The organism is Acinetobacter sp. SH20PTE14, from assembly GCF_021391555.1.
Lineage (GTDB): Bacteria > Pseudomonadota > Gammaproteobacteria > Pseudomonadales > Moraxellaceae > Acinetobacter > Acinetobacter amyesii.
The window spans coordinates 1,582,078-1,604,379 of the sequence record NZ_CP090067.1 but is presented as its reverse complement, the minus strand read 5'-3'; the positions used below and the strand labels follow the sequence as shown (position 1 = coordinate 1,604,379).

Sequence of the window (22,302 nt, the reverse complement as noted above, 5' to 3'; positions counted from 1 at the left end):
TGAATTCAAAATAAATTAGGCGTAAAGTTGCGATAATTTAGTTACCCTAGTTAACTATCATGAATACCTCATTAGGTTTTCGCTCTTCACTTCTGCGCTGTGCGCGTTTGATGAGTGATGAAATCAACACGATTTTATTGCCCTATCAATTGAACTATTCACTTTGGCAAGTCATGTTTGTCATCCGTGAAAAAACCGCTTGTACATCTATTGAAATTGCGGAATATTTAAATGTATCCAAGCCATCCATCACTAAGCGTGTCAAAATTCTTGCACAGATGGATATTTTGGCACATGTGCAAACTGACGATAAACGTCAAAAGAAAATGATGCTCAGCGAGACTGGACGTGAGTTATTTCAGCAATGTGCAAAAGACATAGATGCCTTTGAGCAGCGCCTGATAGCGCCATTAGCTAGCCAAGATATCCAACATTCCATTCAAATTTTATACCGTCTCATGCAAGAACTTGAACAAAGCACTGTAGGTGATGATCATGCAAGATAAAGCACCACTTTGGACTCGAAATTTTATTTTAGTCAGCGCCATTAACTTCCAATTGGTTTTAACCTTTTATCTCTTGGTTGTGGTGATCGTGGGCTATGCGGTGGCTGAATTGGGTGCGACTACAGCCCAAGCAGGTTTAGTTTCAGGCTTGTTCATTGTCGGCACATTGGTCGGGCGTTTATTGGTGGGTAAGTTCCTAGAGCGTTTTGGTCGTAAAACAACACTGATCGTTGGTTTAATTGGCTTTTTAATTTTTTCTGGTTTTTACTTCATACAGTTTGGCGTCGGCATATTGCTCTTCATACGCTTTATGCATGGCTTTATGATGGGTATGGCATCAACAGTGCTGGGTACCTTAATTGCCCAAATCTTACCAGCGACACGTCGCGGTGAAGGCATTGGCTACTACAGCATGAGTAGTACTTTAGGTACAGCTATTGGGCCATTTCTTGCCATTTGGATGATGTTACACATTGGTTATCACGCGATTTTTATCGTTTCTACGATTATCGCATTGAGCTGCCTATTGGTTGCCTTGCTGATTCAAGTGCCCGATTTACCCAAAATCAATAAACCCCTCGATACTGTTGAAGCTGTCAAAAAACCGAGTTGGATTGCTCAATTTGTAGAGCCTAAAGCATTACCGATATCATTCATCATGCTTTTCGCTTCAATCTGCTATTCAGGTGTTTTATCTTTCATTAACTTCTATGCCAAAGAAATCGATTTGGTTGAAACAGCCTCGTTTTTCTTTTTGATGTATGCCATTGCGATTTTAATTTCTCGCCCATTTACAGGCCCGTTAATGGACCGTAAAGGTGAAAATGTAGTGATCTACCCTGCTTTTGTGATTATGGGCGTGGCATTGGTATTACTCAGCATCACTCAGAGTTCATGGATGCTTTTACTTTGTGCAGGGCTACTCGGACTCGGTTATGGCAATATTCAGTCGGTCTGCCAAACAGTTGCCGTGAAAAGTGCGCCGCTTGAACGTATGGGCTTTGCCACTTCAACTTTCTTTATCTTTTTAGATGCCGGCTTAGGCTTTGGACCATACTTTATCGGTAAATTGCTCGACCATATTGGCTACTCACAATTGTATTTGTATAGCGCATTTGCTGCCTTTGCATGTATTGGTGCCTACTACATTTTACATGGTCGTTATACCGTTCGAACCGCTTAAACTATAACTAAACATCAAATCGTCGGCTGAAACGTCGACGATATTCTAAGGGGCTCAGCCCCGTTTTTTTTTGAAATAACCGTCGAAATGAGCTTGGGTCACTATAGCCAACCTCTCGCATAATCAGATCTAAAGCATGTCCCGTTTCTTCTAAACGCTTTCGTGCAGCTTCAATACGTATTGATTGTAAGTACTGATTCGGAGGAATATCCAAAGCCGCTTTAAAATGTCGAATCAATGTCCTCGTTGTCACATTAAACTGCGCCGCAAGTTCATCTAAGACTATATTTTCATGATAATGCTGTTCCAACCAATCTTGAACTTTTTGCACTAAACCATCCTGATGCGGTTTAGATATTTTCAATAATGAATAGGACAACTGACTATCACGACGATAATCCAATACAAATGATTTTGCCGTGTGGATTGCCGTTTCAAAACCATAAAAACGTTCGATTAGGTGCAGTCCCAAATCAAACCATGCTAAGCCCCCGCCTGCACAGTAAATATTTTGGTCATGGCTAATGAGCTGATCTGCATTTAGTCTTACTAAAGGATAGCGTTCACGAAACATTTGCTGAAAGCCCCAATGCGTCGTTGCCTGCTTACCATCTAAAAGCCCTGCTTCTGCCAGAAAAAAATTACCCGTACAATTTCCTGCGATCAGTCCGCTTTGTAATTGACGAGTTTTTAATAACTCGATTAGTGCTGAATTTTGCGCTAAAACATCTAAGATCGGCGCCCCAATAGTTGGGACAATGATGACATCTGCATCTGTTATTTCAGAAAATGCTAAATCTGCATAAAGCTTGATGCCATTGATACATTGCACTGCTTGACCATGTTGTGAGGCAATTTTAACCTGAAATAGCCGCTGCACATTTTGTTTTTGAATCCGGTTCCAACTGACTCCCGCCATTGCAAAGAGATCAACAACCCCAGTAATCGCGGAAGCTAAAGCGCCATCAAATGCTAAAATTATGATTTTCTTCATTTAAAGTTCAAATTATCAAAATGTCATTTTTGACTTATTAAGTGTCATTATTGACAATTCTATATCTAAAAATCAACTGCTAGGCTTAAGCCATAAAATTCGACCCGATTAGAGATTGATCAATGGCGCAGTTAATCAATGACAAAGATTTAAATTTTTTGCTATTTGACGTGTTTAAAGCGCAAGACTTAACGCATTACCCACGTTTTGCTGAGCATGATGCTGAAACCTTCAAAAGCATCCTAGAAACTGCACAAGGTATTGCTCAAGACTTTTTTGCACCCCATAACGCAACAGCCGATCAAAACGAACCTACGTTTGATGGTCAACAGGTTAAAACCATTGCAGAAGTCAAAACGGCATGGAAGCAATTTGCAGATGCCGGCTTGCTTTGTGCGCAGCATGATTATGATGCAGGCGGTATGCAACTTCCGACTTTGATTAACATGGCTGCAAATGCTTATTTCATGTCAGCAAATCCTTCATCAGTGGCTTATTCATTTCTAACCGCTGCGGCTGCAAATGTGATTCAAGCTTTCGGTACGACTGAACAAAAAGATAGGTTTGTACCGCATATGTTCAGTGGTCGCTTTGCAGGAACGATGGCTATGACTGAACCTGATGTGGGTTCATCTTTGGGTGATTTGACCACAAAAGCCATACCGCAAGCCGATGGTACCTACCTCATCAAAGGCCAAAAGATGTTTATTTCAGGGGGTGACCAAGACATCACTGAAAATATCGTGCATTTGGTCCTTGCTCGCATCCAAGATGCACCTCAGGGCGTAAAAGGTATATCTCTGTTTATTGTTCCGAAGTTTAAAACCCTGAGCGATGGTTCACTTGCAGGCGCCAATGACGTTCAACTGGCTGGCTTATTACATAAAATGGGCTACAGAGGTACAACATCGACAGTACTGAGCTTTGGTGAAAAAGACCAATGTACAGGCTATCTGATTGGTGAAGCAGGTGCTGGTCTTAAATATATGTTTAAGATGATGAATGAAGCACGAGTCGGTGTCGGCTTAGGTGCAGCCATGATTGGATACCGTGGCTATTTAGAGTCACTCGAATATGCCAAAAACCGTCCACAAGGTCGCTTAGTATCAGATAAAAATCCTGCCTCAAAACCTGTCAATATTATTCAACATACAGATGTTAAACGGATGCTTTTGGCACAAAAATCCTATGTGGAAGGCGCACTCGCATTATGCCTATTTGCTGCACGATTAATTGATGAACATCAAGCCGCTAACAATGAAGACAGCGCGTTGTTATTAGATTTGATTATCCCTGTCGTCAAATCACTCCCTTCCGCCTATGGACCAAAAGCCAATGATTTAGCCATTCAAGTTTTAGGTGGCGCTGGCTATACCCGCGAATATCCACTTGAACAATGCTATCGCGACAACCGCTTAAATCCGATCCATGAAGGTACATTTGGTATTCAATCTTTGGATTTGTTGGGTCGTAAGCTTTGGCAGCACAACAGCAGAGGTTTGATGCTGTTATTACAACGTATGCAAAATACGATTGATCAAGCTCAACATCCAAAAACGGAAGCGCTTGCAGCGATTTTTTCAGGGCATTTAAACACGGTGAAGAAAACCACACAAAGTTTGGGACAAGTCCTCGCACAAGGTCGTGTCGATCAGGTACTGGGTAATTCTGCCTTGTATCTAGACATGATGGGCAAAGTCATCATTTCATGGCTATGGCTTGAAATGGCCAATCAAGCCCTTGTGAAATTTGAACATTCAGATCTAGCTGAAGATCAACAATTCTTAGCCGGTAAATTACAAGCCGCGCAATATTTTATCCGCTGGGAATTACCTGAAATAGAGCACCAAGCCAAGTTATTGCTAGAACTTGATGATACTTGCCTCAACATGCAAGAAAGTTGGTTCTAGTCACCCGTTTAGCTCAGTCCTCAATGGGCTAATCTGGACAAGGTTTTCACGGATGAAAATCTTGTCCAACCCTTTCTATTTCAATAAAAACTGCTATAAAAAGAGGAACTTATTTTTCGTTCCTTTTTTATCAAAATTGAGTGCTATACACCGCAATTATTGGAAGACTTTAAAACGAGCAGCATCTTCCATATAGCCTTTTTCTTTCGCTTCACCTTCCACTGAACCAAAAACCAATTGAGCACGAAGTTTCCAATGCGCGGGAATGTCCCATTCAGCATGCACTTGTTCATCCACAATTGGGTTGTAATGCTGTAGTGATGCACCTAAACCTTCGGTGTGTAACGCAGTCCAAGTCGCAAATTGGGCAATGGCAGTTGAGTGTTCTGCCCAAATCGGAAAGTTTTCTGCATAAGAAGGAAACTGTGCTTGTAGGCCACTGACCACATCCAAATCTTCAAAGAACAGAACCGTACCCAAACCTGCTGCAAAACTTGCCATTTTAGCCGTGGTCTTCGCAGCACTTGCTTCATCTTTTGCATAAGATTTTAATTTGTCAGCGACTAAGCCCCAAAATTTTTCGCTTTCACCGTTAAATAAAATAACAGCACGAGAAGATTGTGAATTAAATGAAGACGGGCTTTGTTTAATCGCTGTTTGGATCAAATCAGTTAAATATTCTGTGCTTTGGCTTACATTGTCCCCAATAGCATAAATAGTGCGACGTTTGCTTATCAGGTCAATAAACTGATTTGACATATAAAATGGTCCTTTAAAATAAAATGTGCAGATGAGTCAGAAACATTTGGAATGATAAGTATCGCAACTTTCCAAATGTTGGAATGCTTCTCCTGCTTGATGGGTCACTATGAAACAGTCACTTGTCGAAGTAAATCTGAAGTTCTGCTGTACATATAAAAAATCCTCCTAAGCGGAGGATTTTTCGACTAACTTTTTGACGTTTAGAATTTTGCTTCTAGTACATTCGCTGACACTTGGTTTTTCCAAAGCTCACGTAACGTCGGTAGATAGAATTTTTCACCTAGCTCGACCAACTCAGCATCAATCAAACCATGAACTTCGTGCATGAATAGATAATCTAGTTCAACAGTTTGTAATTTTGACTGTGCTTTTTTATATTCTTTACGCTTTTGCTGAGCTTTTTTTACCAAGTTATCTGCATAAGCACGGTCTTTATATTGAGCAATAGCATTCAAACGTAGTTCAATTACGCCCCAACCACTGAGTAGCAATTTAAATTTTTCAAAATCTGTCGTTGTCGATTCCCAGCTCATTTCTTCTAGATTTTCATTTTCAGGCAAAACTGGTAGCAAAAGCTCCATAACACTTGGGAAAATCTTTTTAAAATTCAAAACAAATTTAACAGGATGCTCGCCCGGATAGTCTTTAAATTGAACGTTCTTTTGGACATCTGTCAAATAGATGGTGAGCATTGGGGGAAATCCTTAAATAAAACACTGTCTTGCAAATATTTATTCAAACAAATGTCAAATAGCAACGAAAACAGAAAAAGAAAGGCATTTTAACAAGTGTGCCAATGAATTCAAAGCACAATCCAATGAATTACTCGCTTCATCATCAGGCCTTTCTTCATTTTGTTCGTTCCCCTATTTTTAATAAATCGTCTGGTTTCTATACATACATTTCAAGATGAATATGAATCCAAAGAATCTGTGTTAGGCAATAACTAGTTGAAAAATAATTCAATCATATATCCAATAAAAAGAGAGGCTAAGTATGAGTCAGCCTCTCAAATTATTTTCAAACACTCTAATTGAATGATCTCAAAACTATTTATTTGGTATTGGGTGAAACCATTTGCTCAGGACGAACCACTTCATCAAATTGCTCTGCAGTGACTAAACCGAGTTCTACCGCAACTTGTTTTAGAGTTTTACCTTCTTTATATGCAGTTTTAGCAACTTTTGCAGCATTTTCATAACCAATTACAGGATTGAGTGCCGTAACTAACATTAATGAATCATGTAAGAAATGATCGATTTTTTCACGGTTTGGCTCAATGCCTACTGCACAGTGGTCATTGAAGCTATTACATGCATCGCCGAGGAGTTGAATAGATTGCAATAAGTTAAAGGCAATAACCGGCATAAACACGTTTAATTCAAAGTTACCTGATGCCCCCGCAACATTAATAGTTGTATCATTTCCAAGTACTTGAGCGACCACCATCGTCATGGCTTCACTTTGAGTTGGATTGACCTTACCTGGCATGATGCTTGAGCCTGGTTCATTTTCTGGAATGCGTAACTCACCAAAACCACAGCGTGGGCCACTGGCTAACCAGCGCACATCATTGGCGATTTTATTTAAACTTACAGCAAGTGTTTTTAATGCTCCTGATGCAAATACAGCAGCATCACGTCCTGCAAGTGCTTCAAATTTATTTGGCGCAGTGACAAATGGCAGACCCGTTTGTTTCGCAAGTTCTGCTGCTGCTTTTACAGCATATTCAGGATGTGCATTCAGACCTGTACCGACCGCTGTACCACCTAGTGGTAATTCATACAGTCCTTCTAAAGCTTGATTTAAACGCTTCAAACCATGATCTAGCTGTGAAACATAGCCGCTAAACTCTTGGCCTAATGTTAAAGGCGTTGCATCCTGTAAATGTGTACGGCCAATTTTAACAATATCTTTAAATTCGTTAGATTTTGCATCTAAGGTATTACGAAGTTTCGTTACTGCAGGAATTAAAAGTTCATTGATTTGTAGGCTTGCAGCCACATGGATTGCAGTTGGGAACGAATCGTTGGTCGATTGAGCACGATTGACATGATCATTGGGATGCACAGGCTTTTGTGAACCCAATGGATTACCCAGTTTTTCATTGGCAATATTGGCAATTACCTCATTACAGTTCATGTTACTTTGCGTGCCTGAACCTGTTTGCCAAACTACCAGCGGAAATTGTGCATCCCATTGACCTGAGATCACTTCTTCGGCTGCATTGACGATATAACCAGAAAGTTCCTGAGGGATTTGACCCAATGCTGCGTTGGTGATCGCAGCTGATTTTTTCACGAGACCCATTGCACGAATCATTGGACGTGGTAAACGTTCACCACCAATTTTAAAGTTTTGCAAACTACGCTGTGTTTGTGCACCCCACATCGCATCGCTAGGTACTTCAACATCGCCCATTGTGTCATGTTCAATACGTGTTTGCATAAATGACCTCATATCCTTATCTATAAAACTTGAACGTCTGTGCAGAATCAAATTCTGCTGATAAATACAGTTTAGGTAACTTACTTAAGTTTGTAAATAATAACCATTATCAATTATAAATGGTTTATTTGATAATCTTTATCGTGATTTTATAAGGAAAATCATACTCAATGATGATTTTTTTCTAATACAAGACGAGTTAATTACCTCTTAATGTTTGTTGATAGAAACGCCATTCATCTTCTAGCATTTTCTTTAAATCTTGTTCAGGCTGCCAATCAAAAGTACTTTTCGCTTTCTGTGTACTTGCCCCAAGCTGGTCATATTCATGGCTTGGGTAAAAACTAGATTCGACCGTCTTAATCTCCGCCTGTGTCACTTCTGAAAGCGTATCCAACAGTTGCTGTATCGAAACCAACTCACCTGAAATATTAAAGGCCTCACAGGCAAACTGTTGCTGTGACAACCATTGCAAACATTGCCACACCGCCTTACAGCAGTCGAGTACATGCAAGAAACTCCGTTCCACAGTACCATCTTCAGTTTTAGCTTGTTTGCGAAGTTCAATAAAGTCTCGTTGTAAAGCCCCGACTTGCATCGCAAGCGGCACAATATTTTTTGGCAATGGCGCAACAAACTCACCTAAAACTGCATGTTCGAATGCACCTGCGACGTTTCCTAAACGCAAAATCGCAATTTTCCACTCATTATCAGTACGTGCCGTATCCCGTATAATTTCTTCCACCATTTGTTGAGATTTCACATAGGGATTTGGATAGGTAAAATTGATTTCTGTGTCTTCTGTTAATTCTGCCGACGACTGTCCATATACCGCTAAACTTGATAAATGGATCAGTGTTCGTACACCTGTTCGCTGCATAGCACGCAGCAAACTCATGATACAACTGACATTATCATTATAATATTCAAGTGGTTTAAGGACGGATTCTTCCAATGACTTAAAGCCTGCCGTATGAATGACAGCATCGACGGTATATTGTTCAAATACTTTATTGAGTGCGGGAGTATTGCGAATATCGAGTTTGACAAAAGGCACATACATGCCTGAAATAAATTCTAGTCGTTCAAGTGTTTGTAAATTTGCATTGGATAAATTATCCACAATAATGACTTCTTGACCTTGAGCCATTAAACTCAAGGCTATATGTGAGCCTATAAAGCCTAAACCACCAGTCACTAAAATCATTGTTTAGATACTCCTTATAGTTATCAAGCTTTTACAAATCTTTGGCATCATCTTGGTGTCGTCACCAACTTATCTACAGATCTAAATTTTGAAACTTCGCCTCAGCATTTTTCATGAGCCGAACAATCTGCAAGAGCATTCTTGTTTTATCTTACTGCTTTAGAATTTTGACTGTGTTGCAGTTATGGATATTAACTGTATTTGATTTACGACAAATGACCTAGCTAGCGATCCATTTAGAAGACATCACAAGTTTTCGTGGCATTTGAGTTGAAGGCTTTTTGAAGAAGATATTTAATAACAGTTACATTGCGAAGCATGTTAGACAGCAACAAAATATTAGAGATGATCTTATCGAATGAGCAAATTGAATTGAGCAGTCTGACTATTTTTGAGGTCGAGAAGCAGGATGTGAACGCCAGATGAATCATCATAAATATTCATCTGGCAAGATATTGGCAATGTAACTATAGCAGCAACAAACTTTTGAAATCGCAAATATCTAAGCAACTTAATTTAGCGGATATAGCCTTTTTTGATCATGGCTGAAAATAAAAATTCATAAACTTTTAAGATCATGCTCACCAAATAAAACCCATATTTTCGCCATAAAGACAGTCCGACAAAATTAAGCAAAACAGCAATGATCAACGCGCCTGCCATATCCATTGGATAATGCACACCTAAATAGACTCTCGACCACGCCACAAGAAAAGCGAAAGCTAGAAATACATAGCCGACAGCTTTTTGCTTTGAAAAAATATAAGAAAATGCAATCGTACTAAAAAACAGCATGTGATCACTCGGGAATGATCCATTCGGTGAATGTTCTATAATCGTGCGTCCAACGTCCAAGACAAAGGGTCTAGGATAGTAAAAGAAACTTGAAATCACTTGGCTGATAAGAAAAGCGACGATAGTAAACACAGTAGCTTTAACGATTTGTTTTTTGGTGTCAAAATTGCCTTTAAACCAAGCCAAAAACATCAAAAGAATCACGATATAAAATAGATCATTGGCTATAAATATGGCGAAAGAAATGGTGAAATCCAAAGCATTGTCCGAAGCATTGATTGAATTAAATAAACTTAAATTAAATTTCTCTATATTCATGAGTTGGTTTAAAAAATGAAAAGATCATAGCACTCTGTAAAATCAAAAATTGCGTTTTATTCATATAAAGATTTTTCAGTATGTAACCGCACAGTTTATTTATGAAAAGTGATGGCTTGAGGCTGAATCCAAAATAAACCCAAGGTATACCTATAGCTATATTTGAAGAAAAATTGGCAATGACTTCGCCGCCTAAATAAGCAAAACTGTGCAAATATTCAGATCATTGAGTAAATCATTGTATACTAGCTTTTTCTTCTGAACTCAGAACAAACTGTCGATCTAGACCGTTTATTCATTTAGTGAATTTCGATGAGTACTCTATTACTAATTACCTCCTCACCTACTTCGATATTGGCTTGGCATGCTTTAGGTCTTGCACAAGCGTTGAAGCAGAAAGGCGAAAACTTTCGGGTTTTTTTCTATCAAGATGGTGTAAATGTCGCAAATGCCCTGCAATGGGTGCCAGATGATCAGCGCAAACTCAGCAGTGAATGGCAAAAACTCGGCATTCGTTTACCTGTTTGCGTAAGTGCAGCGCTCGCACGTGGGATCACAGATCAGGAAAATGCACACCGTCACAATATTCAGCAACATAATCTAGCTGAGCATTTTGAACTTGTGGGCTTAGGTGAACTTGCCGATGCCGTACAAACTGCAGACCGTTTATTGCAATTCTAAGTATTTTGATTGCCGCGCATTTGTAGCATTGAAAAGGAAAATTACGTGAAATCTGTACTGGTTGTTTTAACCCATGCAAATCTTGCAAGCTTACAAGTACATGAAAGTCTTTCTGCGACCATGGTGCTTGCAACCTTCGGCTGTGACGTTAAAGTGTTGCTCAAAGATGCTGCGCTGAGCTTACTTCAAGCAGAACAAGAGTTTAGTCAGCTCAAGCATGCATTTAAACTCGCATCTAACATGGTTGATAGCTTTGAGTTTTATGATCTCACCCCGATTTATATTGAACAAAAAAATTCACAGCATCCATTTGTGATCAACAGTGAGCAAGAGCTTGAGTTTGTTCAATTCAATACTGAATTAATTCAACAATTTGATCATGTGTTGTATTGGTAAAAGAGGAATGATGATGTCAAATTCTACGCTGTATTTAGTCCAAGCCAGCTATGCCAATACCCTACAGCACATCCAGCATTTAGCCAGTTTAATCAACCCTGAAGATGCGATCATCTTGATGGGTGAAGCAGTCTTACATATTGCAGATGAACGAATTCAGCAATTTGGCACATGTTATGTACTTGAAAATGATGCTGAAATTTTAGGTAAAAGTATGAATTATAGTCATATGAAAGTGATCGACTATGCCGCTTTTGCTGATCTATGCCTGAAATTTAAACGATGTATTTCACTCAAATAATTTGAGTAAAAGCGACCTATTTTTACAATCTTCTCTTTTGGAATGAATATGAATCTTGAATTAGACCAAGATGGCCATTTGGTGGATTACACTATTTGGAATGAAACTGTTGCCCAAGAACTGGCTAAAAGTTTAGAACTTGAGTTAAGCCCTTGGCATTTTGAAGTTTTACAAGCTGTGCGACAGTTTTATCAACAGTTTGGTCACTCGCCGGCAACTCGCCCACTCATTAAATTTTTAATGAAAACGGTGAGCGCTGATATTAATAATGCGGTGTTACAAGACAAATTTAACACGGGTTTGGTCGCTCGGCATTTAAGTCGTTTAGCGGGAATCCCTAAGCCTGCAAATTGTTTGTAATTTTAAAGCAATCTAAATACCGCTTAGGCTATTTTAGCAAGATGGATGCAAATCAGCATCTTGAAGAAAGCCATAAAACAGCTTAGGCAGGTTTTAATTGATTTAGAGCGATGTAATAGGCTTGGGTAAATATCGGTTTGACCTGTTTGGCTTGGATCGGTTCGGCACAACATGAGCACACTAAAACCGGTTTAAATTTTTGCCCACATGCCTGATGTACATATTCAACTGGAGATCCCAAGCCCTGATCCATATATTGATCGGCCCAATGGGTCATAGCTAAAAGGATTGGATACAAGTCTAAGCCTTTTTGAGTCAATCGATATTCAAAACGTTCCTGACGCTCGACATAAGCAACTTTGGTTAAAATACCTTCTTCAACCAAACGCTTTAATCGGTCAGATAACACATGACGCGTCACACCGAGATTTTGTTGAAAGTCATCAAAACGTCGAATGCCCATAAATGCATTACGGATAATCAACATCGTCCAACGATCCCCTAGCACTGAAAGTGCACGAGCGATTGAACACGGTTGTTGACCTATATCATCCCATTTCATTTTATGAACCATCAAAAATAACGACCAACACCCAATTTAATTCATGCCTGTTGATTTTGCAAAATCCTTTTCAATAATCTTTGTTGTACAAATCATAAATCCATCTTCATTTCCAATCATTTATTTCATCGGCTTGATCTGCATATGAACTAAAAATGTATTTTGTCTTTATTGTCCTCAATTATTTCTAGCCATGCACGCGTTGCGGGACTCATGGCAACAGTGGTATTCCAGGCCATACTGAGTTTCCAGTCTAGGTTTGGATTTTCTAATTCAGCCATATGGTATTTTGCCGCATCAAGTTGTTCACAATAAATTTTAGGCAGGAGTGCAATCCCGACATTTGAATCTACCATTTTGGCGATAAAGTCCCACTGGCTACTTTTACACACCACATTGGGCTCAAATCCGACGTAATTTGCCGCCTGTATAATGATGTCATTGAGTGTGAAGGTATCGTCATACAATAAAAAAGATTCTTCTTTTAATTCAATCAACGAAACAGTTTTTCGCTTACGCCACTGTGAGTTTTTTTTGGACAATAGACACAAAGGTGACTCCATCACTGGAATACCACTTAACACCGGTTTCAAGTGACCCAAAATAATTCCCACATCGACCTGTTTTTTTAAAATGGCATTTTCAATACCTGTTGCCCCTACCTCAAAAAAGCTCAATTCAATATTCGGGTATTTTTTATGAAACAGCGCGATTAACTGACTAAACATCACCGATGCCAATGGCGGTAAACCTAGAGTCAATTTACCTTGTTTTAAGGCACGAACTTGGGTGACTGTATCAAGCATCCGTTGTTGTTCATTCAATATCACTAAAGCATGCTGATAAATCTGCTCTCCCATATAGGTGAGCTGCGCTTCCCTTTTACGCCCTGCTTCACCTTTATGAAATAAAGGCACGCCGATCTCATCTTCTAACTGACGAATTAATTTACTAATGGTCGGCTGAGTGACAAAAAGCGCTTCTGCTGCATGACTAAAACTCTGTTTTTGTACGATGGTCACAAAGACTTTTAGGCTTTTAATGTCCATTATTATTCCATTCAAGCATAATTAATAATTAATTATTCATAATTATACAGGTTATGCACTTTTAAAATAGCGTCATCTCCTATTCTGCTGTTGTCTCATGGATACGTTTCCACAATCTACTTCCAAATTTACCCAGTTTCTTAAAACTTTAGCGCAGATAAGTTTATTGATATTGATCTGGTGGATCGGCTCTTGCATTCAATCATGGTTTAACTTGCCGATCTCTGCTGGCGTAATTGGTTTATTACTGCTATTAGCCGCATTATTGAGTGGTTTATTTAAAATGCAATGGGTCAAACAAGGCTCAGATTTTATTTTGGCTGAACTGGTTTTATTCTTTATCCCCTGTGTAGTTGGATTAATTAAATATCAAGATTTATTACTCAGCTCTGGCTGGCAGTTAATTTTAGCCGTGGTACTGGGTACTGTCTGTGTCATGGTGTTTACAGCATTTACGGTTTATTGGGGCTTTAAACTCGAGGCAAAACTTAAAGCTAAACACCAAACTGCGACAGATCATGATGTCAACACAGCAGGAAAAACCTTATGAACGATTTTGGGTTGAACAGCATCTCTGTATTGTTTTTCGTCCTGACCCTTGTCGGTTATATTTTGGCGAAAAAGCTACATCGTAAGTTACCGTATATGGTTCTTTCCCCTGCACTATTCGTCCCATTTGTGCTGATTATACTCATGCTTTGCTTTCATATTTCATATGACACCTATATGCAAGAAAGCCAATGGATTGTATGGATGCTCGGCCCTGCCACTGTGGCCTTTGCTATTCCCATCTATGAATATCGGCAAATTATCCGTCAGCATGCGCTGAGCATTAGTTTAGGCATCGTGATTGGCATGTTAGCTGGGATTATTAGTGCTTTTTATTTGGCACAGTTGTTTCAATTTGACCAAGAAACGTCTTATAGCTTAATGGCACGTTCCATTTCTACGCCCTTTGCCATGGAACTTACCTCAAATATTGGGGGTTCAGTCGAATTGGTGATTCTATTTACCATGATTACTGGGATTGCTGGCGTGGCTATGGCTGACCTAGTTTTGGCTGGGCTTAAATTGCATTCACGCTTTGCGCAAGGTGCGGCTCTTGGCAATGCCGCACATGGATTTGGTACAAGCAAAGCATTATCACGTCATAAAGAAGAAGGTGTAGCAGCATGCTTGAGCATGGTACTTGCTGGAGTATTTATGGTATTGCTTGGGCCATCGCTTATTCATTTAGTCATTTATCTGTTGGGATAAATAAAAAGCCCAGTGCAGTCTCTGGGCTTTTTAAATGATGATTTAAACTGTTTCATCTGTAAAACTATACAGCTAAATAATGTATTGCTATGACAAACGCTAAAAGACTCGACACTTCTGTGATTTCAATCGCGGCACCAATTGTATCTCCTGTCACACCACCTATACGCTGAATAAATTTCCATCGTAAATACAATAAAGTACAAATAAATGTAAGAATACTGACCACTCCAGTCCAGCTAAAAGACAAACATGCACTTAGGCAGAGTATAAAGACTAGGTATGCCGACTTTCGTGGAATAGTTTCTGCTATCGATGAGCCTAAGCCTTTTTCGCGAACATACTGAGTTGTTAAAAACAAAAATAAAGGGGCTAAACGTCCCAAGACTGGAAATACAATTAATGCCAAATACATTTGCTGTTGTAGCAAAACATAAAGTGCCGACCATTTGAGTAAGCAAATCACGACGAGGCTCAAAACACCGATCGGCCCACATGCAGGGTCTTTCATGATGTTAAGTGTACGCTCGGCATCACCAAAGCCACCGACCCATGCATCTGCCGTATCGGCTAAACCATCTAGATGTAATCCACCTGTGAGCCAAATCCAGACTACAAGCAAAATACTAGTGAGTAAGACGATCGGCAGGCTGTGAAATATAAAAGCAAGCAAGGCAAGAATGCCACCGATCAGCAATCCCACCGCAGGATAAAACAGTAAAGACTGTCCATTTTGCTGTTTCGATGGCATCACTTTAAGTTGAATAGGGAAAGTCGTGAGAAACTGTAGAGCAATCCAAAAAGGTGTCATTCACTTTGCTCCAAAAGACGGATATTTGCGCGATTTTGAACAATGAATGAATTTAATTGTCCCAATTCGGCAGTCATTTTTAATAAATCATCTAAATGACTTTGCTGTGCCATACATTTTAATAATTTAATCACGCCACCATGGGAAACCAATAAAACGCGGTGCCAATGATGCTGTTGAGCCTGCAAGACTAGCTCATCTAGACCGCTTAATATCCGTTGTTGAAATTGCTGAAGACTTTCTGCATTCGGCGGCGTAAATGTGCTGGGACTTTGCCAAAACTGTGCGAGTAACTCTGGGGTGTTTTCATAGATATACTTGGTTGATATTGCTTCCCAGTCGCCAAAATGCATTTCTTGAAACTTCGCATTTTCAAACATTGGACGTTTAAGTTGTTGAGACAAATCTAAAGCAAATAAACGGCAGCGCTGTAAGTCAGAAGTGATGATGACATCCCAACTCGCTAAATCGTGTGTATGTATGACGTTCAATACATCATCTATGGTCTGCTGCATCTGCTGCCAACCTTTTTGCGTCAAAGCATCATCTGTAGAGCCACGTAAGGTATGGCTTAGTTCAGTCTCACCATGACGCAATATATCTAAACGGAAATGTTCCATTTAAACTTTTTCACCAATCACAGCAGCTTGTGCAAAAGTCGCCATGTTGTTATGTAAACGACATGCCAAACGAATTAAACCCAAGGCCGCACCGGCACCGCTGCCTTCACCTAAACGTAAATTCAACTTTAAGAGTGGATCAGCTTCAAGGGCTTGAAGTAAACGTTGGTGCCCATATTCAGCCGATTGATGACCAAAAAGCATCCATTCACGTACAGCAGGATTTAAACGAACAGCGACCAAGGCAGAAACCGTACTAATAAATCCATCCACCACCATTGCCAGACCCAATTGCGCACAGCGAATGTACGCTCCAACCATCGCGGCAATTTCCAAACCACCTACGGCACATAGGGCTTTAAAGACATCTTGTCCGACATAGTCGTGATGTAAAGCCAAGGCCTGATCAATCACTTGTTTCTTATGTGCCAATTGTTCAGCACGAATACCTGTACCAACACCTGTCAATTTTTCGGCCGGCTCATTAAATAAAAAACATGCAACAGCAGAAGCAGAACAGGTATTGCCAATGCCCATTTCCCCTGCGACATAAATTGACGCACCTGCAGCGATAGCATCTTCAACACTTTTACGGCCAAGATTCATCGCTTCAATACATTGTGATTCGCTCATCGCAACAGTTTTAGCAAAATTTGCTGTACCCGCTGCAATACAGTGGCGCTCTACCCCTGCATATTCATAAGCTTCGCCTACCGAACCACAGTCAATCACTTGTAGTTTGGCTTGATACTCACGCGCAATGACACTAATACATGCACCACCGGTCGTGAAGTTTTGTAGCATTTGGCGTGTGACAGCTTGTGGGTAGGCCGAAATATTTTCTTCCATCACGCCATGATCACCTGCAAAGATGGTGATCCATGGGAAATCGATATTAGGCTGATCAGTGTTTTGTAATGATGCAAGTTGCACCGCTACATTTTCAAGTTCTGAAAGCGAGCCCGTAGGTTTAGTTAGCTGTAACTGGTGATTTACCGCCTGTTGCTTAGCTTCGATACTCGGATTTTGACAGGGTTCTTGCCACCAGTTCATGCTTTATCTCCTTTTAAGATCATTGGAAAACCTGCAACACAAAACACCACATGGTCAGCAATTTGACCAATTTGTTGATGTAAGCGCCCAGATTCATCGACGAATTTTCGACTGATTTGCCCCATGGGAACAACGCCCAGTCCAGTTTCGTTACTGACTAAAATAATGTCTGACTTTAATGTTGGCAGCACCTTAAGTAATTTTTGGCATTGATGCTGTTGAAAGTCTGCTTGTTCATGCAGCAATAAATTACTCATCCACAGCGTTAAACAATCGATAAGAATGGTTTGATGCGCTTGGTCTATTTCAAATAAGCGGTCGGCTAAATACAAAGGTTCTTCAATCAGGCCCCAATGCTCAGGACGGTCGGCTTGATGATGCTGAATTCGCTCCTGCATTTCCTCATCATAGGCTTGTGCTGTAGCCACATAGATGACGGCTTGAGCACTTTCTTTGGCTTTTTGTTCTGCAAGTCGGCTCTTACCTGAACGTGCCCCACCCAAAATGAAATGAATCATGACTGTGCCATCTCTATATTTTGTCTAAACTGATGTTGATAATAAGGACTCAACACCCCTTGTAATACTTGAGCCTGATAATGACCAAAAGTCAGCTGCTCGCTTTCAAAATCAAAGCTGTGCTGTTCAATTTGTTGGATTCTTTCAAAAATATCATCGCTATTCCATGCCTGTTTATACAAGCCCAATGTGATATGCGGACAATATTCGATTGGTGCAATTTCATTCGAACTTAAATTCAAAGCTTGACGTAGATGGTCTAACTTCCGCTCTACATCCACAATTTCAATAAACAGCGCGCTTTGAAAGCTATTGATCTGACCTGTACATAACCGAATATTAGATAGCGATAACTGTCGAAGTTGTTGTTGGTGCAGTGCCAATTCATCTGCTGAGAAATTATCATTCCATCGTTGTTCAGAATGATCGAATAATTGGGTTTTATTCAGCTCTTGAAAAAAACCACAAATAAACACGGTAATATGAAATTGGCGCGTATTCGGCGTGTATAAAAGATCTGAAAACTGCGCTCGAAGTGCTGTAAGATATGCCAATAATTCAGGATCCTGTATTTCTATATACCACAAAGCATAGTGATGACGACCTTGATGCCAATCGGGATAATCCTGATTGAGCGTAGGTACGACTTGCGTTGAAGGTTTTAGAAACACAGATAAATCACTTTAAATTCAATCTGCTTTATTAAAGCATGAATCAAAACAGACTTTGCCCAATTTTGATTTAGTAATATTCAGTTAGAACTGAAATTCATTCATCTAAAGCTTCTTTGTAAGAAAAAAATGCCGAGTCATACTCAGCATTTTGATTCAATATACATTGCGCACAGATATGCATTATATTTTAGGCAAATTTCGCAGTATCTTTCTGATCTTGCGTTACAGCATGGTTTTTCCAAGATGTAAACTGCTCTGTGGACTGATCAGAAAAATGCTGCAACTGTATCATTACATTGGCCTCAATCTGTTCAATACGTTCCAGTTGTTCAAGCTCGTTTGTCTTTTTCAGTTCTGAAAATTGCAACTGGATAAAGTTGATAGCCTGATCCATCGAACATTGATTAACACTCACGGCATACATCAAACCATAGACAATACCTTGCTGTAGGTGCGTTGTCTCCAGTCCATATTTCACATTGGTCGCCAACGAGCCCAACACTCGTTCATTAATTGCAAGTTTACGTAAAGGATCTCGTGCCACACGCGCACACGGATCTTTATACGCATGTTCACAAGAGTTTATAAAGCTTTCTGCCAGTCGTGTTAAATCAAAAGCACGATTTGGTAAGCGCAGTGCTAAACCAGCCTTCACCTCGTCAATGAGTTCATGCATAAATTGATCAACACGATGATCTGCAAGTGCCACACCTATGGTTTGATGATTGAACAGTGCAGATTGCCAAGCCAACATGGCATGTACGCCATTCCATAAGCGATTTTTGATTAGCTGAATATCTTCAATATGATCGACCAAAATCATTTGACGCATTTTTTCTAACAAAGGACTGTTATTTTCTACATAGATCGGCATGTCAGATTCTGCGTTAAATAAAATTAAATCCATGCTTTGCAATATATGACTTGGGTGGAAATTTCGGCGCATATCCTCAACATATAAAGTGGCTTGACGTTCTTGATCAGGATTTAATTTCGTCGCATCTTCTAAGTCTAATTGAGCATCCACTTCAACTTCATCTAATTGAAACTGTTTGAAGATATTATATTTTATACGGAGCTGACGATATAAGTTTTGGTCACTTAACTTAGATACCATGCGGTTGACCACGGTATCGCAAAAATAGTGTTGTTGTATGATTTTCTCTGCAACGACCGCCCCTGCAAGCTCAGTTAAAGCCTGTTTTAAATGTGTCATTAATAATTGTTTTGCCCCAACTTTATTCAAAATAATGAGCATCGTTAGGGGTTCTATGGCTTTTTCATCATGTGCAATATGTCGTGCATACAAGCCTTGCGCAATAGTTTTGGCTTCTTCTGCAATCGCTTTTTCAGGCAAACAGATGGCAACCAAACTCGACTCTGTGTACATCTCTTGCATCTGCTGAATATTTTCAGCATCAATGACTGCCATGTTTTCAATGCGTTCGTCATAAGACAATTGACCATAGCGAATACAATAGGTACCAAATGCATTGACCGCAGAGCGATATAAAGGGTTACGTGTCGAAGCATAGATTTTTTTCGGGCGAGTATAACCATCCCAATGCGACAAAATTTGTGCTAAATAACCACCACCAATCGCCCCAAAACCATGAATACCAACAGTGAGCTGATTAAGGGTTTGTGGAAAAGCCTCTTGCACATGCGGCATCTCTAAATGCGCAGTGAACGGGTCAAGTTCCGTCAAACAGTCATACATACATTCATAATAATATTTGGCTTTGGACAGCATGTTTTGATTGGGCGATTTAATATCTTTAAACAGTACGGTAATACCGCCAGCGTCAAAGGCCGAAGTCACACCATTTTCCGAGTCTTCAAACATCAAACAATCAGCAGGATTTAAATTCAGCTTTGCGGCAGCACGCATAAATATTTCAGGATGTGGCTTACCATTTTCAACTTCATCGCCACAGACTAAGACATCAAAGAACTTATACACATTGGCATTGATGAGATATTCTTCTGCGATTACACGGCGACTCGATGTTGCCACGGCCATCCTCAGTCCTGACTTGCGTAAGCGTTCTAATACTTGAACCAAGCCTTTTTTGATCGGTACACCAAACTGACGAACATGCTCCAGCTCTAATTCATCTGCGCGTTTGCGAATATCTGCGTATGGAATGTTTTCATCATATTCGGCTTGGGCCAATCGATGCGCGCTTTGTGCACTTAGCCCCAAACAATTCATCAGATATGATTCGGAAAACTCAACACCGGTCAATTCAAGAGATGCCTGTTTCAATGTTTGAAACCGTAAACGTTCAGTATCAAACATTGTTCCATCCATATCAAAAATGGCGCCCAGAACCAAATCATTATTAAATTTAAGCATTTAACCTCCGTTATTTTTTATGTGAAAAGAATAACGGAGAAAACTATTGATTCAGTACTTTGAGAATTAATGAAACAATTGTGGTTATTTTTTAATCAAAGTGCTTGCTTTAAACATCTATTTTGTAAGATCAATCACCGATAAAGTAACATCATGTAATCAAAACCCACTATTGTCAGGATAGTCCTATCTTCACACCGACCTATTGAAGTAAGTATACAAGTCTCTGCATATTTCACTCAGGTACTCGCTTCACGGTTTGAGTTTTGATTTGAAATAAAAAGAATACGATTAAACCAAGCATCACTAAAAATAAAAAATAATACGGAAATTCTTTGTGCCATTGATATAAACCCGTACTAATCAGTGGCCCGACAACAAAGCTCAAAGCCTGAGTGGCTGTACACCAACTTGCCACCTTAGTCTGTAACGCACTGGGCGCCGTTTGCGCTGCACCCGTTGTAAATGCAGGGATTAAACATGCAACCGATATACCATATAAAAGATATGTAGCTTGAAATATCTGTAATTCAGTGGTGAAAACCGAAATCAGCAAGGCTGCTGCCATGCTAAACAGCCCAACCCACAGTAAGCGATATACGGACCAATTTAAATACTTAGAAATCAGCGTTTGCATAATCACCAAAGCGATACCCACGACGAGAGAACACTCTGCAAAATGCACTGCACCCTCTGCAGCAGTCATATTAAAGCGGTCTTGAATATAAAACCCTGCCGTTAAATTCACTGTCACGATGGCAAGATAGAGACTAAAACCTAACATTAACCATGGATAACATTGCTGAATGCTCAAATCCGTAGATGCTGCCTCATGCTTTTCTGTCACTGGCTTTTCAACGCTATGCTGTTCGGTATGTCGATCAAAGCTGAGTACCAAGACCACAGAAATCAACGCTAAAATAATGATTGCAGCCCAAAGCGGCGTCATGATTCCACCGAAGCCCAACAGTAAGGTTGTTAGAAATGGACCAATGATCACGCCTGCACTGTTTAATGCACCGAATTTTGACATTGCTTGTGAACGCTGCTGCTCATTGTTAAAACGAGTCATCACATAAGTTTGCAAGGCAATCTGTGGCATCGCCATAAATACCCCAGTCGCTGCGCGTGACAACATCAATAAACTAAACAGCAGCAACATCCCTATATGAACAGTAAGGCCATACATCAACACGGCTGTAAATAGCCCCCATGTCACTGCCATGCCCACAAAACCGATACTCAACAACTGATAAATCGAAAACTTGGATTGATTTTTTGAAATGTAAATGGCACCAACAGCCATCAGCAGCGCACCGACGGAAACCATCGCACCGCCTTGTAGTTCAGAAAGTTTTAACTCACGAACCAATGGCGCCAACAGCGGCAATATCATCGAGAAACTTGCACCATTGGCAAGACTGGCAGCAATAAACAGTTTGTTATTTCGATCCATTATTTTTGTTATCCATTTTTAATGGCTACGTTATAAACAATAGAGGTGACTTAAGCCACCTCTATTTTGTAAGTCACGATAC

At 40.0% G+C, this 22,302-nt stretch carries 24 protein-coding genes; 9 read left to right on the top strand and 15 right to left on the bottom strand.

All coding sequences use genetic code 11. From position 1 onward, the window contains the following. Positions 1–56 precede the first annotated feature (56 nt). Both LXF01_RS08050 and LXF01_RS08045 read left to right on the top strand, forming a co-directional pair. On the top strand, positions 57–506 hold the full coding sequence (locus tag LXF01_RS08050; protein ID WP_442781365.1) for a MarR family winged helix-turn-helix transcriptional regulator: 450 nt from the start codon (positions 57–59) through the stop codon (positions 504–506). Next, on the top strand, positions 490–1,689 hold the full coding sequence (locus tag LXF01_RS08045; protein WP_233945357.1) for an MFS transporter: 1,200 nt from the start codon (positions 490–492) through the stop codon (positions 1,687–1,689). The genes LXF01_RS08050 and LXF01_RS08045 overlap by 17 nt, the downstream gene beginning before the upstream one ends. 7 nt (positions 1,690–1,696) lie before the next feature. Here LXF01_RS08045 and LXF01_RS08040 read toward each other — a convergent pair whose 3' ends face one another. Next, a complete protein-coding gene (locus tag LXF01_RS08040) occupies positions 1,697–2,683 on the bottom strand; it encodes a GlxA family transcriptional regulator (RefSeq protein WP_233945356.1) in 987 nt (328 codons plus the stop codon). Between the two features lie 122 nt (positions 2,684–2,805). Here LXF01_RS08040 and LXF01_RS08035 point away from each other — a divergent pair, with 122 nt between their 5' ends. Continuing rightward, positions 2,806–4,593: an acyl-CoA dehydrogenase gene (locus LXF01_RS08035; RefSeq protein ID WP_233945355.1), complete on the top strand. Its 1,788-nt coding sequence runs from the start codon at positions 2,806–2,808 to the stop codon at positions 4,591–4,593. 156 nt (positions 4,594–4,749) lie between these two features. On the opposite strand, the gene LXF01_RS08030 is transcribed toward LXF01_RS08035, so the two are convergent. The 5 genes from LXF01_RS08030 to LXF01_RS08010 form a co-directional block, all read right to left on the bottom strand. After that, positions 4,750–5,352 (bottom strand): nitroreductase family protein, encoded by a 603-nt coding sequence (locus tag LXF01_RS08030; protein ID WP_233945354.1) that lies wholly within the window; start codon positions 5,350–5,352, stop codon positions 4,750–4,752. Between the two features lie 203 nt (positions 5,353–5,555). Next, on the bottom strand, positions 5,556–6,047 hold the full coding sequence (locus tag LXF01_RS08025; RefSeq protein WP_078193829.1) for a hypothetical protein: 492 nt from the start codon (positions 6,045–6,047) through the stop codon (positions 5,556–5,558). Positions 6,048–6,408: 361 nt separating this feature from the next. Continuing rightward, entirely contained in the window at positions 6,409–7,803 is a 1,395-nt protein-coding gene (gene fumC / locus LXF01_RS08020; protein WP_233945353.1) for a class II fumarate hydratase, read from the bottom strand. 199 nt (positions 7,804–8,002) lie between these two features. Further along, positions 8,003–9,010, bottom strand: a complete 1,008-nt coding sequence (locus LXF01_RS08015) for an SDR family NAD(P)-dependent oxidoreductase (protein WP_180011423.1) — start codon at positions 9,008–9,010, stop codon at positions 8,003–8,005. Between the two features lie 516 nt (positions 9,011–9,526). Then, positions 9,527–10,123: a phosphatase PAP2 family protein gene (locus LXF01_RS08010; RefSeq protein WP_180120261.1), complete on the bottom strand. Its 597-nt coding sequence runs from the start codon at positions 10,121–10,123 to the stop codon at positions 9,527–9,529. Between the two features lie 312 nt (positions 10,124–10,435). Here LXF01_RS08010 and tusD point away from each other — a divergent pair, with 312 nt between their 5' ends. Genes tusD through LXF01_RS07990 form a run of 4 tightly spaced genes read left to right on the top strand, consistent with a single transcriptional unit; the run spans position 10,436 to position 11,861 of the window. After that, positions 10,436–10,804, top strand: a complete 369-nt coding sequence (tusD, locus tag LXF01_RS08005; RefSeq protein WP_180127681.1) for a sulfurtransferase complex subunit TusD — start codon at positions 10,436–10,438, stop codon at positions 10,802–10,804. 45 nt (positions 10,805–10,849) lie between these two features. Beyond that, on the top strand, positions 10,850–11,200 hold the full coding sequence (locus tag LXF01_RS08000; RefSeq protein WP_078193833.1) for a hypothetical protein: 351 nt from the start codon (positions 10,850–10,852) through the stop codon (positions 11,198–11,200). 7 nt (positions 11,201–11,207) lie between these two features. After that, positions 11,208–11,501 carry a DsrH/TusB family sulfur relay protein gene (locus LXF01_RS07995; protein WP_233945352.1) on the top strand — a complete coding sequence of 98 codons (294 nt, stop codon included), beginning with the start codon at positions 11,208–11,210 and terminating at the stop codon, positions 11,499–11,501. Between the two features lie 48 nt (positions 11,502–11,549). Then, on the top strand, positions 11,550–11,861 hold the full coding sequence (locus LXF01_RS07990; protein WP_078190987.1) for a TusE/DsrC/DsvC family sulfur relay protein: 312 nt from the start codon (positions 11,550–11,552) through the stop codon (positions 11,859–11,861). Between the two features lie 82 nt (positions 11,862–11,943). On the opposite strand, the gene LXF01_RS07985 is transcribed toward LXF01_RS07990, so the two are convergent. Further along, positions 11,944–12,423: a winged helix-turn-helix transcriptional regulator gene (locus LXF01_RS07985; protein WP_078191046.1), complete on the bottom strand. Its 480-nt coding sequence runs from the start codon at positions 12,421–12,423 to the stop codon at positions 11,944–11,946. Positions 12,424–12,572: 149 nt separating this feature from the next. Beyond that, positions 12,573–13,472: a LysR family transcriptional regulator gene (locus LXF01_RS07980; protein WP_078193835.1), complete on the bottom strand. Its 900-nt coding sequence runs from the start codon at positions 13,470–13,472 to the stop codon at positions 12,573–12,575. 97 nt (positions 13,473–13,569) lie between these two features. On the opposite strand from LXF01_RS07980, the gene LXF01_RS07975 reads away from it, so the two are divergent. Together LXF01_RS07975 and LXF01_RS07970 are read left to right on the top strand one after the other, a co-directional pair. After that, positions 13,570–14,022 (top strand): CidA/LrgA family protein, encoded by a 453-nt coding sequence (locus LXF01_RS07975; RefSeq protein WP_180120265.1) that lies wholly within the window; start codon positions 13,570–13,572, stop codon positions 14,020–14,022. Next, on the top strand, positions 14,019–14,729 hold the full coding sequence (locus tag LXF01_RS07970) for an LrgB family protein (protein WP_180078902.1): 711 nt from the start codon (positions 14,019–14,021) through the stop codon (positions 14,727–14,729). Before LXF01_RS07975 ends, LXF01_RS07970 begins: the two co-directional genes overlap by 4 nt. Positions 14,730–14,793: 64 nt before the next feature. On the opposite strand, the gene LXF01_RS07965 is transcribed toward LXF01_RS07970, so the two are convergent. The 7 genes from LXF01_RS07965 to LXF01_RS07935 form a co-directional block, all read right to left on the bottom strand. Continuing rightward, positions 14,794–15,540, bottom strand: a complete 747-nt coding sequence (locus LXF01_RS07965; protein WP_233945351.1) for an adenosylcobinamide-GDP ribazoletransferase — start codon at positions 15,538–15,540, stop codon at positions 14,794–14,796. Then, positions 15,537–16,160 carry a histidine phosphatase family protein gene (locus LXF01_RS07960; protein WP_233945350.1) on the bottom strand — a complete coding sequence of 208 codons (624 nt, stop codon included), beginning with the start codon at positions 16,158–16,160 and terminating at the stop codon, positions 15,537–15,539. The genes LXF01_RS07965 and LXF01_RS07960 overlap by 4 nt, the downstream gene beginning before the upstream one ends. After that, positions 16,161–17,213: a nicotinate-nucleotide--dimethylbenzimidazole phosphoribosyltransferase gene (gene cobT / locus LXF01_RS07955; protein ID WP_233945349.1), complete on the bottom strand. Its 1,053-nt coding sequence runs from the start codon at positions 17,211–17,213 to the stop codon at positions 16,161–16,163. Then, positions 17,210–17,731 carry a bifunctional adenosylcobinamide kinase/adenosylcobinamide-phosphate guanylyltransferase gene (cobU, locus tag LXF01_RS07950; RefSeq protein ID WP_180173341.1) on the bottom strand — a complete coding sequence of 174 codons (522 nt, stop codon included), beginning with the start codon at positions 17,729–17,731 and terminating at the stop codon, positions 17,210–17,212. The genes cobT and cobU overlap by 4 nt, the downstream gene beginning before the upstream one ends. After that, positions 17,728–18,402 (bottom strand): 2'-5' RNA ligase family protein, encoded by a 675-nt coding sequence (locus LXF01_RS07945; protein ID WP_233945348.1) that lies wholly within the window; start codon positions 18,400–18,402, stop codon positions 17,728–17,730. The genes cobU and LXF01_RS07945 overlap by 4 nt, the downstream gene beginning before the upstream one ends. Before the next feature lie 190 nt (positions 18,403–18,592). After that, positions 18,593–20,764: a bifunctional mannitol-1-phosphate dehydrogenase/phosphatase gene (gene mtlD, locus LXF01_RS07940; protein ID WP_233945347.1), complete on the bottom strand. Its 2,172-nt coding sequence runs from the start codon at positions 20,762–20,764 to the stop codon at positions 18,593–18,595. Between the two features lie 235 nt (positions 20,765–20,999). After that, entirely contained in the window at positions 21,000–22,220 is a 1,221-nt protein-coding gene (locus tag LXF01_RS07935) for an MFS transporter (protein ID WP_233945346.1), read from the bottom strand. Positions 22,221–22,302 lie beyond the last annotated feature (82 nt).